This is a genomic window from Clostridium sp. AF20-7 (genome assembly GCF_003479275.1).
Taxonomy (GTDB): Bacteria; Bacillota; Clostridia; order Lachnospirales; family Lachnospiraceae; genus Otoolea; species Otoolea fessa.
On record NZ_QUGF01000001.1, the window covers coordinates 230,117 to 245,258 of the forward strand.

A 15,142-nucleotide genomic window follows, 5' to 3' on the forward strand; every position below is an offset into this window, starting at 1 on the left:
GGCACATTCTTTTTTATTCCAACAGGATTTGGTTTGCCCGCTTCAGATCGTTTTCGTCCGGGATACGGATGCCGGACAGGGAATAGGGAATGCCAAGCGTTTCCCATTTATAGATGCCGAGCGTGTGGTAGGGGAGAATTTCTATCTTTTCCACATTTGAAAGTGTGTCCAGAAATGCACGGATTCCATGCAGGTTGGCCGGAGCATCGGTAATGCCGGGGACTAAAACATGCCGGACCCACATGGGCTTATGAATCTGGTCTAAAAACCGGGCAAAGGAAAGAATGGATTCGTTGGAATGCCCAGTCAGAAGACGATGTTTTTCCGGATCGATGTGTTTCAGATCCAGAATAACAAGATCGGTGTGCTCTAAAAGCGTGGTCAGGCGGGAAAAGAAAGGTTCGGCGGTGGTAAATGGCTGTCCCGCGGTGTCCAGTGTGGTGTGAATGTGCTGTTCTTTGGCAAGCTGAAAAAATTCACATAAAAAGTCAGCTTGAAGGAGCGGTTCTCCGCCGCTGACGGTGATGCCGCCGCCCTCGCGCCAGTAACTCCGGTAGCGGAGTGCCTGGCGAAGAAGTGCTTCCGGGATGATTTCCTGCGAACCGGTGTGTTTAGATGGACAAGAAACACCTTCGGAAAGAGCGGATGCGCCGGAAGTGCGGGTGGAGGCGTCCGGGAGGGAAAGTCCCTTTGGCAGTACCCATGTATCCGGATTGTGGCAGTAGCGGCAGCGCATGAGACAGCCCTGCATGAATACCACGAAGCGGACACCGGGACCGTCTACGGAGCCGAAGGTATCGATGGAATGAATATAACCGGTATGCATCGTTACAGCACCTCATGGCAGGTACGGGCGATCACGTCGAGCTGCTGTTCTCTGGTCAGATTGATAAATTTAACGGCATATCCGGAAACACGGATGGTGAAGTTGGCATATTCCGGTTTTTCCGGGTGTTCCATCGCGTCTTTCAGTTTTTCGATTCCAAAGACATTTACATTTAAATGATGCGCGCCCTGATCAAAATATCCGTCCAGGACGTGAACCAGGTTGTTTTTCCGTTCTGTCTCGGAGTGACCGAGCGCCCCCGGTGCAATCGTTTCTGTGTTGGAGATGCCGTCGAGCGCATATTCATATGGAAGCTTTGCGACCGAGTTTAAAGAAGCGAGCAGACCGTTCTGCTCTGCGCTGTAGGAAGGAGTTGCGCCTGGGGCAAACGGGGTGAATGCCGGCCGGCCGTCCGGAAGTGCGCCGGTTGCCTTGCCATATACAACATTGGAGGTAATCGTGAGGATGGAGGTGGTTGCCTCGGAATTCCGGTAGGTGTGGTATTTTTTTACTTTATGTAAAAAGGTTTTTAACAGCCATACGGCAATCTCATCGGCGCGGTCGTCATCATTTCCGTAGCGTGGGAAATCGCCCTCTGTCTCAAACTTGCGGGCGATGCCGTATTCATCACGGATGACCTTCACTTTTGCATACCGGATCGCGGAGAGAGAATCGACCACGTGGGAGAAACCGGCGATTCCGGTGGCAAAGGTACGCCGGACATCCGTGTCGATCAACGCCATCTCAGCGGATTCATAGTAATATTTATCGTGCATATAGTGAATCAAATTGAGGATATTCACATAAATGCCCGCCAGCCAGTCCAGCATCTGATCGTATTTATGCATGACTTCCTGATAATCGAGGTATTCGGATGTGATCGGCGCATACGCCGGACCAACCTGCATCGGGCGTCCGTCTTTGGTAGTGTATTTCTCGTCTCTGCCTCCGTTGATGGCATAGAGAAGGCATTTGGCAAGATTGGCACGGGCACCGAACAACTGCATTTCCTTGCCTGTCTGGGTGGCGGAGACGCAGCAGCAGATACTGTAGTCGTCCCCCCAGATGGGACGCATGACATCGTCGTTTTCATACTGGATCGAGGATGTGTTGATGGAGATTTTGGCAGCATATTTCTTAAATGCCTCTGGCAGGCGGGAAGAGTAAAGTACGGTCAGGTTTGGTTCCGGGGACGGTCCCATATTTTCCAGCGTATGTAAAAAGCGGAAATCGTTTTTCGTTACCATCGGACGCCCGTCTTGTCCCAGACCGGCAACCTCCAGCGTTGCCCAGACCGGATCGCCGGAGAAAAGTTGGTTGTAGGATGGAATCCGGGCAAATTTTACCATGCGGAATTTCATTGTCATATGGTCGATTAATTCCTGTGCCTCGGCTTCGGTCAGTGTTTTTTCTGTTAAATCCCGGTTGATGTAGATATCAAGGAAGGTGGAAACGCGTCCGACACTCATGGCGGCACCGTTCTGGGTCTTAACGGCAGCGAGGTAACCGAAGTAGAGCCACTGGACGGCTTCTTTGGCATTGGAAGCCGGACGGGAGATATCAAAACCATAGATGGCAGCCATCTCCTGAATGCCCTTTAGAGCGCGGATCTGCTCGGCGAGCTCTTCCCGCTGGCGGATGATGTCATCAAACATGGCACCATTTCCGCAGCGTTCCAGATCCTTTTTCTTTTCCTGAATTAGGAAATCGATTCCGTACAGGGCGATCCGGCGGTAGTCGCCTACGATTCGGCCGCGTCCGTAGGTATCCGGAAGCCCGGTGACAATATGGCAGTGGCGGGCGGCTTTCATTTCCGGGGTATATGCATCGAAGACGGCCTGGTTGTGGGTTTTGTGGTATTCGGTAAAGATTTTATGAAATTTTGGATTGACATGGTAGCCGTAGGTTTTGGCGGCTTCCTCCGCCATCTTGATTCCGCCGAATGGCATAAATGCCCGCTTGAGTGGTTTGTCGGTCTGAAGTCCGATGATGCGTTCCAGATCTTTAAGCTCCGGATCGATATATCCCGGACCATAGGCAGTCAGGCTGGATACGATTTCAGTTTCGCATTCGAGCACACCGCCCTTTTCGTGCTCTTCCTTCTGAAGCTTTTGAAGGCGTTCCCAGAGCAGATGAGTGGCACTGGTTGGGGCAGCGAGAAAGCTTTCATCGCCATCATATTGCGTATAGTTGTTCTGGATGAAATCGCGGACGTTCACTTCGTCGGTCCATTTGGAGCCCAGAAAACCTCTCCAGGCCGTTTGAAAGATAGGTGTGTTTTGGAATGTTTGATACATAGCAGACATGTGTTTCCCTCCTGGTTGAAAAATTTCGATCCCAGCAGAGACAGTGAGAGTGAAAAAAAGTAAAAAAAATACCCACGGTCTGTGCTGTGACGCCCAGACGGTCGGCAATTTCCAGTCATACTTCATGTGGTTGATCCACTTATCCGTCAGTTGTATGACTGCTATGTTTAAGATATATCAGAACCGAAGAGGAATGTCAAGCTATATTTTGGGGAAGAGGTAGCAGTGAAGAGGTAACAGTTCAAGTCCGTAGCTGTTCACAGTAACAAAAAGAGTGCCGGAAAGAGTGGACATTTAGCAAATGACTTGATAAAATGAGTGAAGTTTTAGGACAGATGGGAATGAAAAAGGGATAAAAAGTTGCTGGGCACGATGCTTGAACAGTAATGATGAAACCTGAATTTGACAGAAATGACAGAAGAGAGGAAGAAAATGCTGGAAAAATTTTGTATCGGGCTGGTGCGGATCCTGTTAGGAGGAATCCTTCTTTTCCTGACGATGCTCAGCGCGTTTGTGACCTGCCGGGTCTATGGCGGTTCTGAGATTGTACAGTATGGAAGGGACAGTCTGTTTCTGCACCTGTTTTTTGGTGCGGGTGTGATTGGACTGACGGTGTTTTACAGGCGGAGAAAGGAACGAAAGCGCCTTGTGGGAAAAGAAAAAGTGCAAAATGGCGGCGAAGAACGGAAACGTATCTGCCGGAAAAACCAATGGCTTCTTTTAGCGGCTGCTGCCTATCTTTTTTGGATTCTCCTTGTCCCGTCCTGGGGCGGTTCTGACTCTCATCAGTGTATGGCGTCCGCGCAGGGACTTCTGCAGGGCGATTTCAGCGCCTGGGAGCCGGTGGCGTATTCATATGGGACAGCGGAAGGACCGCTTGGGTATGCGTACACTTATCCGTCTCAGAACGGGCTGATTCTCTATATGGCAGTGCTGGCATTTTTCTTTGGAGATGCGGCGTATGTAGTTTTCCAGATTTTAAATATCGGATTTTTTATTCTGGGAATCGTGAGCCTGCAGCGGATGACGGTCCGGGGAAACGAAAGGTGCAGCTTGCTTTTGTGGATGGCGTGCTGTCTGCCATTTTCTTTCTATATCCTCTTCGTGTACGGCACGATGCCAGGGTTTGGACTTTCGTGTCTGGCGATGGAACGTCTGGTGCGGTATGTAGAAGAGGGGCGGGGAAGAGACTTCTGGATTGGCGTGGCAGCAGTAGCGGCGGCGGTGATCCTCAAGTCGAATTATGAGATTGTGCTGGTGGCGCTGTTTTTGTATCTGGCATCCTCGGGAGTCTTTCGAAGGAAAGCACGCCTGCTGGTGGCAGCGGTGCTTCTGATTACAGTGTATGTGATTGGAAACCGGGGGATTCAGACAGGAATTTCTTCCGTGACCGGATGCACGGTATCGGACGGTGCGCCGATGATTGCCTGGGTGCAGATGGGACTGGAGGAGAGCAAACGTGGACCGGGCTGGTACAATGGCTATCAGGTAAAACTCTTTCAGAAGGCAGATGGGGATGCGGATCTGGCGGCCGCATGGGCGCAGGCAGATTTGCGGAAAACGATTTCAGATATGGCAGAGGAACCGGCGAAAGCCGCTGATTTCTTTGTTCGGAAGATCGAGTCAATCTGGGCGGAACCGACCTTTCAGAGTCTCTGGATCCAGGAGGTGGGAAATACCTCCTGGGCGGAGGGAAGCCCGCCATGGGAGCTTTTCAAGGAAGAAGGGGGTCTGAACCGGCTCTATGTTTTTGCGGCGAATCTGTTGCAGACGTTTGTGTATGCGATGGCATGTGTATGGGTGATTGCCGGGATGAGTACCAAAGGAAGCCAAAGTAAGCATGTTCTGACGAAACGAACATGGGAAAAGAGGATAGAAGCAGAAAAGGCAGAAAAAACTGTGAAAGCTGTGAAAAAACAGGGAATGGAAACGGTCTGGGAGAGGCAGGAACGTGGAAAACCGGACAGATGGGGGATGCTGCTTCCGGGAATCGTGTTTATTGGGGGATTCCTGTTCCACCTGGTCTGGGAGGCGAAGGGGCAGTATTCGGTGGTGTATTTTATGCTGCTGCTGCCGTATGCGTATCTGGGGATGGAAAGAGTGGCGGATGTGTTTTTAGATGTGACAGGTGCCGGGAAAGAATGATGTTTTGAGATAAAAAAGATACTGGGAACAGCCTGAAATAAGCCGTTTTCAGTATCTTTTTTATGGTTTAAAAGAGCTATGATTTCTAAAAATCTATTAAAAATTGCAATGATAAATCCGCTCCGCCGCCTGATAGAACACAGTTTCCCAGTATTTTTCCGGAATCAGCCGTTTCGTAATTTCGATGTAATCTTCATAGTTGGCGAGCGGCCAGTCGGTGCCGAACATGAGCTTATCATAGTCGCGGATGTAGGCAAGCCAGGTTTTCAGGGTACTGATATACCCGCTCTGCTCTTCCAGAAACTCCGGAATGTCAAATTTGCCCTCTAAAAGCCCAGAGAGGTCGGCGGCGACATTTTCATTTTTCTCGACAACGGCGGCGGCATCCATCAGCCACGGGTTGCCGAAGTGGCACATGACGAACTGGACATCCGGATGGCGGACGGCGGCTTCATCGAGGGTCAGCGGATGGCTGTATTTGATGAATGCTTTGGAACCGGCGGTCTGTCCGGTGTGGATGGCAACCGGCTTTTTATACGCCTTGGCGAGGTCGTAGATCGGTTCGAAGCGCTCGTCGGTAACGTAGATGGAATCATATCCCGGATAGAGTTTGATGCCGACGCAGGTATTCCGTTTTAAGTTTTCTTCGACAAGATCGCATGTCTTCTGAATCTTTTCCGGCGTCAGTTTTCGTGCTTCGACGCCGACGCAATAGCGCAGAAAATCCGGGTATGTGTGATTATCCGGGTGAACGCCGCGGTTTCCCATGACGATGCCGCCGACGATATTATATTTCTGAAAGCATTCCCGCAGATGATCTTCATTATTGATATGACCGGCTTCGATGGCAATCTCATCGAAATGCGGGTAACCGGGACAAAAGTGCAAATGTGAATCAATGATTTTCATGATGATAACAGGCGCCTGTATCAAAAACCTTTTGGAAAAAGAACGGCGCTGTCCTCCTTTCTGCTGTGATGTATGTCTGGAAGTTTTGAGAAAATCCGGTACAACAAAACTTCGGGTGTATATAAATAAGAAATGCAGTGACAGTCCGGCAGGTTCATAGAGCATGCAGCAACTGTATGAAATCAACTGTTAGTGTAGTCCCAAATGGGGTGGATGTCAAATTTTTCTCCATCTGTTTGACATCCACACTATGATCTGGTATAGTGATAGTTATGCGTATTGCAAAGGGGCAAACTGCCTCTTTCTTTTTTTGTAAATATTCCGGAAGAATGCAAAAAAAGATAACTAATATGATATATGAAATGTATCTCCGGAATGTGCAGACCGTTAATCAGACAATGAAAGGAATAGAATGGAAACAATCAGATTTGAAGATTTAGAGTTAGATGCAAAGATCATGCGTGCGATCACCGATATGGGGTTCGAGGCGGCTTCTCCGATTCAGGGACAGGCGATTCCGCTGGAACTGCAGGGACTGGATATCATCGGACAGGCACAGACCGGTACCGGTAAGACGGCTGCGTTTGGTATTCCGCTGTTACAGAAGATCGATCCGAAGAATAAGAAGCCGCAGGCGATCATTCTCTGCCCGACCCGTGAACTTGCCATCCAGGTATCTGAGGAGATCCGCCGCCTGGCAAAATACATGCACGGTGTCAAGGTTCTGCCGATCTACGGCGGACAGGAGATCGGACGTCAGATCCGTTCCCTCAAGGATGGTGTGCAGGTTATCATCGGTACGCCGGGGCGTGTGATGGATCACATGCGCCGCAAAACCGTCAAGATGGATCAGATCCACACGGTTGTCCTCGACGAGGCGGACGAGATGCTGAACATGGGCTTTTTAGAGGATATGGAAACCATCTTAAGCGCACTGCCGGAGGAGAGACAGACGCTGATGTTCTCAGCGACGATGCCGCAGGCGATTCAGCGGATCGCGGCGAACTTCCAGAAAGATCCGCAGATTGTGCGCGTGGTCAAGAAAGAGCTGACCGTTCCGAAGGTAACCCAGTATTATTATGAAGTAAAACCGAAGAATAAGCTGGAGGTTATGTGCCGTCTGCTGGATCTCTATGATCCGAAGCTCTCAGTGGTATTTTGCAACACGAAAAAGCAGGTCGATGAGCTGGTACAGGGCTTACAGGGACGCGGCTATTTTGCAGAAGGGCTTCACGGCGATTTGAAACAGGAGCAGCGTGACCGTGTCATGCGTGCATTCCGTACCGGACGGACGGACATTCTGGTGGCAACGGATGTGGCAGCCCGCGGTATCGACGTCGATGATGTTGAGGCGGTATTCAACTATGATGTACCGCAGGATGACGAGTATTATGTACATCGCATCGGACGTACCGGCCGTGCCGGACGCGAGGGCAAGGCGTTTAACCTCGTAGTTGGCAAAGAGGTTTACAAGCTGCGCGAGATCCAGCGCTACTGCAAGACCCGCATCATTCCGCAGGCGATTCCATCTCTGGACGATGTGACCTCCATCAAGGCAGATAAGATTCTCGACCAGGTGGGCGAGGTGCTGCAGGACAGCGATCTGAGCAAGGTGATCGATATTGTAGAAAAACGTGTGCTGGAAGAGGACTACACGACGCTCGATCTGGCAGCAGCGCTGCTCAAAATGATGATGGGCGAAGAGGGCGAGGAGCTCTTAGAGGAGAACCGCCCGCTGCGTGAGCTGGAGGATCTCGAGGATGAGAGCCGCCGCAGCCGTGGTGGAAGAAACGGCAGAGGAAGCCGTGGCAGAAATGAGGACGTAGCGCGTCTCTTCATCAACATCGGAAAGAACCAGGGCATCCGTCCGGGCGATATCCTCGGTGCGATCGCCGGAGAATCCGGCATGCCGGGACGTATGGTCGGAAGTATCGATATGTTCGATAATTACACATTCGTCGAGGTGCCGAGAGAGCATGCGGACGTTGTACTGCAGGCGATGCGCGGTGCGAAGATCAAGGGCAAGAACGTGCATATGGAGAAGGCGGACCGGAAGTAAAGAGCATATTGAAATTATATTTGGCATATGCTATAATGCCATTAGGCGAAAAGACAAAAGTGTTCAAAGTGGCACAAAAACAAATCCCTCAGGTGCGGGCACACCTGAGGGATTTTATTCCATTTGGGCGAGGTGGCTTAAGCCTCTGGCTGACTACCTAACGATGTCCGTCCAACCACTTGCATATGTAATAGGCGATTACACTTGCCACGACGGACACAAGAAAAGACAGAAATATATTCAAAATGGCACCCCCCCTTTCTGCACCTGTCTAGGGGTGGTAGCTGTATTAGTATATCATAAAGATAAAATTATAAAAAGTCATCTTTGAGATGTTTTGTTTGTCTCAAAGATGACTTTTTATCTTAATAACTTTAAAATTTGCTCTTACAGCTCCGCCGTAATAAAAATATCATAAATCGCTTTCACAGCCGCCTCGAAATCTGCGTTCTTCACGCCGATGATGATGTTGAGTTCACTGGAACCCTGGTCGATCATCTTGACGTTGATGCGGGCGTGTGCCAGAGCGGAGAAGATGCGTCCGGCAGTGCCGCGGGTGGACTTCATGCCGCGTCCTACGACGGCGATGAGTGCTAAATCGGACTCAAGCTCGATGGAATCCGGCTGTACCGCGCGGTGGATGTTGGAGATAACGAACTGCTCATGCTGTTCGAATTCGGACTGGTGTACGAAGATGGTCATCGTGTCGATTCCGGACGGCATATGCTCGAAGGAAATACCGCAGTCCTCGAAGACACCCAGAACTTTTCTCCCAAACCCAATTTCGGAGTTCATCATCGCTTTCTCGATGGTAACAGAGCAGAAACCAGTCTTTCCGGCGATACCGGTGATGGTGTATTTCGGCTTCCGGCAGGTATTCTCGACGATGAGTGTACCCGGATCCTCCGGCTTGTTGGTGTTGCGGATGTTGATCGGGATGCCCTCGCGGCGTACCGGGAAGATGGCATCCTCATGAAGGACGCTGGCACCCATGTAAGCCAGTTCACGCAGTTCTTTGTAGGTGATGGTCTCGATCGGAACCGGATTTTCCACGATGCGCGGGTCGGTTACCAGGAAACCGGATACATCGGTCCAGTTCTCGTAGAGGTCTGCGTGAATCGCGCGGGCTACGATGGAGCCAGTGATATCCGAACCACCGCGGGAGAAGGTGTGGATCGTGCCGTCCGGATTGGACCCGTAGAAGCCTGGGATGACGGCGCGCTCAGTGTGCGCGAGGCGTTCGGACAGCTCTTCATTGGTTTTCTCGGACAGGAATGTACCATTCTCGTCAAAGAAGATTACCTCGGCTGCATCGATGAACTCATAGCCCAGGTAATGGGACATGATGATACCGTTTAAATACTCACCGCGGGAAGCTGCGTAATCGCTGCCTTTTTTTGCGATAAAGTTTTCCTCGATGGTCTTGAACTCATAATCGAGGTTTAAATTCAACTCCAGACCGTCGATGATCTGCTCATAGCGCTCTTTGATGGCGGAGAGAAGCTTGCCGTAGCTTGCGCCGGTGGAAGCTGCCTCGTAGCAGGCATAGAGCATATCGGTTACTTTGGTGTCATTTTTGTTGCGTTTGCCCGGAGCAGACGGTACAACGTAGCGTCTGGATTTATCAGCACGGATAATATCTCCGACTTTTTTGAACTGTTTTGCGCTGGCGAGGGAACTTCCGCCAAACTTTACTACTTTCTTCATGATGTTCTTTGTTCCTTCCTAAAGTAAATATTGGGTTAATTCAGTTTCTGGATCTTCGGAAAATACTGGAACAGTACCTTGGCAACCAGTTTGTCGCGCTTGACGTATTTGTGCGTCCAGCGGCGGGCGTCGTTGGAATAGTTCCGGTTGTCGCCCAGCATGAAATAGCAGCCATCCGGCACTTCGTAGTGCTGCGGTTCCTCCGGTTCCATCGGTTCATGCAGATACGGTTCGTCGAGCGGTGTATCGGAACCATTTAAGTATACCTTGCCGTCTACGATGTCGATCGTGTCGCCCGGCATACCAATGATACGTTTGACATAGTACGTTTTGATGCCTTTCGCTTCATCATCCGGATAAATGAAAATGGCGATGTCACCCCGCTGCGGATCTCCGAATTTGTAGCTTAACCGTGAGCCGATGACGCGGTCGCCAGCCATGATGGTCGTTTCCATCGAGCTGGTCGGGACTTCGCTGTTGGCGATGATGAAATGGTTGACGCAGAATGCGATAATAGCGGCGGCAACCAGAACCTGAATCCAGCTTATGACCTCGTCCTTGAGATTGAAGCCTTCCTTGCGGCTCTTGCCCTTCTTGGATTTTGCGGCATTTCCGGTACCTGAAGCGTTGTTGTTCTCTTCGGGCGTATCTTCCAAATCGTGTTCCGAAGAGTTCTGGCCTGGCTGGTTGATGCCGATTTTTCCGGCGCGGAGTTCATCGAGCATCTCATCCAGTTCCTGATCGGAACGCCCGGAGAAATTGCTTCGGGACGAAATATGGTCTCTATCTTGATCTTCCATATATATCTCCTCTCTCTGCTGTTGCTGTCTGTGTGACGTTATCTTATGGCACTTTCAGTTCCAAAGGTGTCTGCTACGGCAGTAACGTTTGTGCAACGCATGAGCAGTAATAGGCTACTGTAAATGGTAACCTTCTGACATAATAGTGTATATGAGATGCCTTGATTTATCAAGTTTTTTCACGAAATTTCGGGAAAATTCATAAATGTTTTGAAGTGTATGATTGTATTATTGGGCGCGGGATGCTAAAATGAAGCTAAAACCAAAAACCACAAAGGAACGCAAGGGGGCGTATGTATGGATAAAACATTATACGATCTGATGGACTGGGCTGGAATTGAAGAAATTGTCTATTCGGAAGCGGCAAACCCGCACCGGATGCTGGGAGCCCATATGACGCCGGAGGGAATGCTGGTACAGGCGTTTATTCCGACGGCGCGCGATATTACGGTCAAACTTTCGGCAACCGGCAAGCAGTACCAGATGGAGATGGCGGACGAGACTGGCTTTTTTGCGGCGCTGATTCCGCGCAAGACTCTGGCGGATTATACCCTCCTTGTGTTTTATGATAATGGTACGTTAAGCGAGATACACGATCCGTATTCCTTTGCACCGCAGTTTACGGAATCGGATTTGAAGAAATTCGAGGCGGGCGTCCACTACAGCATTTATAATAAGATGGGCGCGCATCCGATGACGGTCAAAGGTGTGAGCGGCGTCTATTTTGCAGTCTGGGCGCCGGAAGCGATGCGCGTGAGTGTCGTCGGTGATTTCAACCTGTGGGATGGCAGACGCAGCCAGATGCGGCGGTTGGGAGATTCGGGCGTGTTTGAGATTTTTATCCCGGAGCTAAAAAAGGGCGCTGTTTATAAATATGAAATTAAGTTCAAGAACGGCGACCCGGCGCTGAAGGCGGATCCGTATGCGAACTATGCGGAACTTAGACCGAACACGGCATCCATCGTCTGGGATCTGGACGAATATAAATGGAACGATCAGGACTGGATGAAGAAACGGGCGGCGCTCGACACGAAGACGGCGCCGATGTCGATCTATGAGGTGCATCTCGGTTCCTGGATGCGAAAACCGACCGAGGTGGATAAGAGAGGACGCGAGATTGTCGGATCAGAGTTTTACAATTACCGTGAGATCGCGGTCAAGCTGGCGGAATATGTGAAGGAAATGGGGTATACCCATGTGGAACTTCTGCCGGTCATGGAACATCCGCTGGATGCTTCGTGGGGCTATCAGGTGACGGGATATTACGCACCGACCAGCCGCTTCGGCACACCGGATGATTTCATGTATTTTATGGATTACCTGCACGGACAGGGGATTGGCGTTATCCTTGACTGGGTTCCGGCACATTTCCCACGTGATGCATGGGGCATGGCGCAGTTTGACGGAAGCTGCCTCTATGAGCACAAGGATCCGAGACAGGGGGCGCATCCGCACTGGGGTACGCTGATCTACAACTACGGCAGACCGGGGGTTTCAAACTTCCTGATTGCGAATGCGATGTTCTGGGCGGACCGCTATCACGCGGACGGCATCCGGTTTGATGCGGTGGCGTCGATGCTGTATCTGGATTATGGCAAGAATCCGGGTGAATGGATTGCCAATATGTACGGCGGTCATGAGAATCTGGAGGCGGTCGAGTTCTTAAAGCATCTGAACTCTGTCTTCAGGGGACGCAAGGACGGCGCGATTCTGATTGCCGAGGAATCGACGGCATGGCCGAAGGTTACCGGTGACGTGAAGAACGGCGGTCTTGGCTTTGATTATAAATGGAACATGGGCTGGATGAACGATTTTCTGGGCTATATGGAGCAGGATCCATATTTCCGGTGCCACCACTACAATGAACTGACCTTCAGCATGATTTACGCCTACAGTGAAAATTTCGTCCTCGTTTTCTCACATGACGAGGTGGTTCACGGAAAAGGTTCCCTGGTCAATAAGATGCCGGGACAGACGTTTGAGGACAAGTTTGCGAACCTGCGGGCGGCATACGGTTTTATGATGGGACATCCGGGCAAGAAACTCCTCTTCATGGGACAGGATTTCGCCCAGATGGATGAGTGGAATGAGAATGCATCGATCGAGTGGGAGCTGCTGCAGTATCCGATCCACAGCCAGATGAAGGAGTATGTGAAGGAGTTAAATCACTTTTATACCAGCCATCCGGCACTCTATCAGAAAGATTATCAGACGGAAGGCTTCGAGTGGATCAACTGCATGGATGCAGCGGACAATATCATTGCATTTCTCCGGCGCGGCGCGGATGAGACACTGCTCTTTGTCTGCAACTTTGCCCCGCAGCTGCATGAGAAGCTGACGGTCGGCGTACCGTTTAAGGGAAAATACAAAGAGATTTTCAACAGCGATGCGGAGAAGTTCGGCGGAAGCGGAAAGGTCAATCCGCGTATGAAGTCCTCGAAGGCAGAGGAATGTGATGGAAAGGAAAATTCCATCACGATCCAGCTGGCGCCGCTTGGCATCAGCGTCTTCAACTGCACGCCGACGGAGCCGGAGAAGAAAGAAAAACCGGCGAAGGCGAAAAAGACGACCCACAGCACTAAGAGTGTAAAAGAAAAGGCTGAAACCGATCTCCAGAGCATGATGGCGGATGCAGCGGCGGCATTCAATGGAAAAGCCGGGGGGACAGCTGCTGCGGCAGCAGAACGCCTGGCGGGTATTTCAGATAAGCTGGCAGAGGCGAAGGCGGGGCTTTCCTCCAAGATTATCAGTCTGTCCTCGATTGCGAGACGACAGGCGGGATTGGAAGAAGGTCTGGATAAAAAGGTGGGAAAAGAGTAAGTACAGGAAGGAATGAAATAGATGGCAACAGCGGCAGAGCTGACAGGCGAGGAGATCGCGGCGGTAGCAGAGTCACTATCGGATCCGGCAAATTTGAACGTGGATACGATGGCTGCGATCATGCACCGGATTGGCCCGGGGCTTATGGCATTGGGACAGAAGGTACTGGTGGCGCTCATCATTTTCCTGATTGGACGTAAGGTCATTTCGATGATCGAGAAGATGCTGTCCCGCTCGATGGAGCATGCCGGTATGGATGTGGGTGTGACTCGTTTCCTGCGGGCGCTGACCCAGTTTGTGATGAATGTCTTCCTGCTTTTTATGATTGCAGGGCAGCTTGGCATGGACAGCGCCTCGATTGTGGCGGTTCTTGGCGCGGCAGGTCTTGCGCTGAGTTTGGCGCTCCAGCAGAGTCTTGGAAACTTTGCGGGCGGACTCTTGATTTTAATTATGAAACCGTTCCGGGTGGGGGATTATATCATTTCCCCGTCCGGGGAGGGAAGGGTTTCGATGGTCGGGCTGGTTTACACGACTATCCTGACAACCGATAATAAAGCAATTACCATCCCGAATGGCACCCTTTCAAACTCAACCGTGACCAACGTGACGGCGATGGACAAGCGGATGCTGGAACTCAAGGTCGGTATCGCCTATGAGGCAGATATCCGGACGGCAAAGGCAGTGTTAGAGCGCGTTTACAGGGAACATCCGATGGTGAAGAAGGACGAGGACATCAAGGTATTTGTGGACAGCCTGGGCGACAGCAGCGTGGTGCTTGGTATCCGGGGCTGGGTAGAGACGTCCGATTACTGGCAGACGAGATGGGACATTCTGGAACGGATCAAGCTGTCATTTGACGAGGCGGGCATCGAAATTCCATACAACAAGATGGATGTACATTTGAAACAGTAGCAATCGTTTAAACAGTATAAGCAATATAGACAGAGGAACAACCATGATTGACAGAGCGGCAAAATTCGCAGAACAGGCGCATAAGGGCGCACACCGGAAGGGAACCAGAATTCCGTATATCGTTCATCCGCTGGAGACGGCGCTGATTGCGTCGATGCTGACGAACGATGAGGAGATACTGGCAGCGGCACTTCTGCATGATACGATCGAGGACACGGGTGTGACCTACGAGGATTTGAAACAGGAGTTTGGCACCCGGGTTGCGGATCTGGTCGCGGCGGAGAGCGAGGATAAGTCCAAAACCTGGATTGAGCGCAAGGGGCACACGCTGGAACATCTGAAAACAGCGAGTCCGGCGGAGAAGATCCTGACGATGGCGGACAAGCTGAGCAATATCCGCAGCATGGCGCGTGACTATCTGTTGGTCGGGGAGGAGCTCTGGCAGCGGTTTAATATGAAGGACAGAGAGAAACAGGCGTGGTATTACACGTCGATGATAGACCTTTTAAAGGACTTGAATGAGACACCGGAATATCAGGAATATGTGCGTCTCTGCGGCAAGGTATTTGGCGGGATCGCAGGGTGTTGTAGTTTACAAAATATATGAACGGCAGCATAAAAACAACATAGGATGACAATGAGAAACTGCAGCAGCCAG

10 protein-coding genes and 1 riboswitch are annotated in these 15,142 nt (G+C 50.9%); of the genes, 5 read left to right on the forward strand and 5 right to left on the reverse strand.

All coding sequences use genetic code 11. The features are described from left to right. Positions 1-13: 13 nt before the first annotated feature. Both DWX68_RS01080 and pflB read right to left on the reverse strand, forming a co-directional pair. A complete protein-coding gene (locus DWX68_RS01080) occupies positions 14-826 on the reverse strand; it encodes a radical SAM protein (protein WP_118628417.1) in 813 nt (270 codons plus the stop codon). Between the two features lie 2 nt (positions 827-828). Beyond that, entirely contained in the window at positions 829-3,132 is a 2,304-nt protein-coding gene (gene pflB / locus DWX68_RS01085) for a formate C-acetyltransferase (protein WP_279220392.1), read from the reverse strand. Positions 3,133-3,216: 84 nt separating this feature from the next. Then, positions 3,217-3,296: riboswitch (ZMP/ZTP riboswitch) on the reverse strand. A gap of 268 nt (positions 3,297-3,564) precedes the next feature. Between pflB and DWX68_RS01090 the strand changes: the two genes are divergently transcribed. Further along, a complete protein-coding gene (locus tag DWX68_RS01090) occupies positions 3,565-5,277 on the forward strand; it encodes a hypothetical protein (RefSeq protein WP_118628418.1) in 1,713 nt (570 codons plus the stop codon). A gap of 96 nt (positions 5,278-5,373) precedes the next feature. Here DWX68_RS01090 and DWX68_RS01095 read toward each other — a convergent pair whose 3' ends face one another. Beyond that, on the reverse strand, positions 5,374-6,210 hold the full coding sequence (locus tag DWX68_RS01095; protein WP_243027438.1) for an amidohydrolase family protein: 837 nt from the start codon (positions 6,208-6,210) through the stop codon (positions 5,374-5,376). A gap of 388 nt (positions 6,211-6,598) precedes the next feature. Here DWX68_RS01095 and DWX68_RS01100 point away from each other — a divergent pair, with 388 nt between their 5' ends. Continuing rightward, complete coding sequence (locus tag DWX68_RS01100; RefSeq protein ID WP_118628419.1) at positions 6,599-8,245, forward strand: DEAD/DEAH box helicase; 1,647 nt, start codon at positions 6,599-6,601, stop codon at positions 8,243-8,245. 387 nt (positions 8,246-8,632) lie between these two features. Here DWX68_RS01100 and DWX68_RS01110 read toward each other — a convergent pair whose 3' ends face one another. Together DWX68_RS01110 and lepB are read right to left on the reverse strand one after the other, a co-directional pair. Next, complete coding sequence (locus tag DWX68_RS01110; RefSeq protein WP_107000817.1) at positions 8,633-9,952, reverse strand: aspartate kinase; 1,320 nt, start codon at positions 9,950-9,952, stop codon at positions 8,633-8,635. A 35-nt stretch (positions 9,953-9,987) separates the two neighbouring features. Continuing rightward, complete coding sequence (lepB, locus tag DWX68_RS01115) at positions 9,988-10,500, reverse strand: signal peptidase I (RefSeq protein WP_227589452.1); 513 nt, start codon at positions 10,498-10,500, stop codon at positions 9,988-9,990. 549 nt (positions 10,501-11,049) lie between these two features. Here lepB and glgB point away from each other — a divergent pair. The 3 genes from glgB to DWX68_RS01130 are packed head-to-tail and all read left to right on the forward strand — an operon-like array spanning position 11,050 to position 15,091. Beyond that, positions 11,050-13,572 (forward strand): 1,4-alpha-glucan branching protein GlgB, encoded by a 2,523-nt coding sequence (gene glgB / locus DWX68_RS01120; RefSeq protein ID WP_227589443.1) that lies wholly within the window; start codon positions 11,050-11,052, stop codon positions 13,570-13,572. 21 nt (positions 13,573-13,593) lie between these two features. Continuing rightward, positions 13,594-14,484, forward strand: coding sequence for a mechanosensitive ion channel family protein (locus DWX68_RS01125; protein WP_118469049.1), 891 nt, complete (start codon positions 13,594-13,596; stop codon positions 14,482-14,484). Positions 14,485-14,527: 43 nt separating this feature from the next. Further along, positions 14,528-15,091 (forward strand): HD domain-containing protein, encoded by a 564-nt coding sequence (locus DWX68_RS01130; RefSeq protein WP_118469051.1) that lies wholly within the window; start codon positions 14,528-14,530, stop codon positions 15,089-15,091. Positions 15,092-15,142 lie beyond the last annotated feature (51 nt).

Bases quoted from the DNA above. Each gene is read 5' to 3' on its own strand.
- DWX68_RS01080 (WP_118628417.1), bottom strand. From the start codon at position 826: ATGCATACCGGTTATATTCATTCCATCGATACCTTCGGCTCCGTAGAC.
- glgB (WP_227589443.1), top strand. From the start codon at position 11,050: ATGGATAAAACATTATACGATCTGATGGACTGGGCTGGAATTGAAGAA.
- DWX68_RS01125 (WP_118469049.1), top strand. From the start codon at position 13,594: ATGGCAACAGCGGCAGAGCTGACAGGCGAGGAGATCGCGGCGGTAGCA.
- DWX68_RS01100 (WP_118628419.1), top strand. From the start codon at position 6,599: ATGGAAACAATCAGATTTGAAGATTTAGAGTTAGATGCAAAGATCATG.
- DWX68_RS01110 (WP_107000817.1), bottom strand. From the start codon at position 9,952: ATGAAGAAAGTAGTAAAGTTTGGCGGAAGTTCCCTCGCCAGCGCAAAA.
- DWX68_RS01130 (WP_118469051.1), top strand. From the start codon at position 14,528: ATGATTGACAGAGCGGCAAAATTCGCAGAACAGGCGCATAAGGGCGCA.
- pflB (WP_279220392.1), bottom strand. From the start codon at position 3,132: ATGTCTGCTATGTATCAAACATTCCAAAACACACCTATCTTTCAAACG.
- DWX68_RS01090 (WP_118628418.1), top strand. From the start codon at position 3,565: ATGCTGGAAAAATTTTGTATCGGGCTGGTGCGGATCCTGTTAGGAGGA.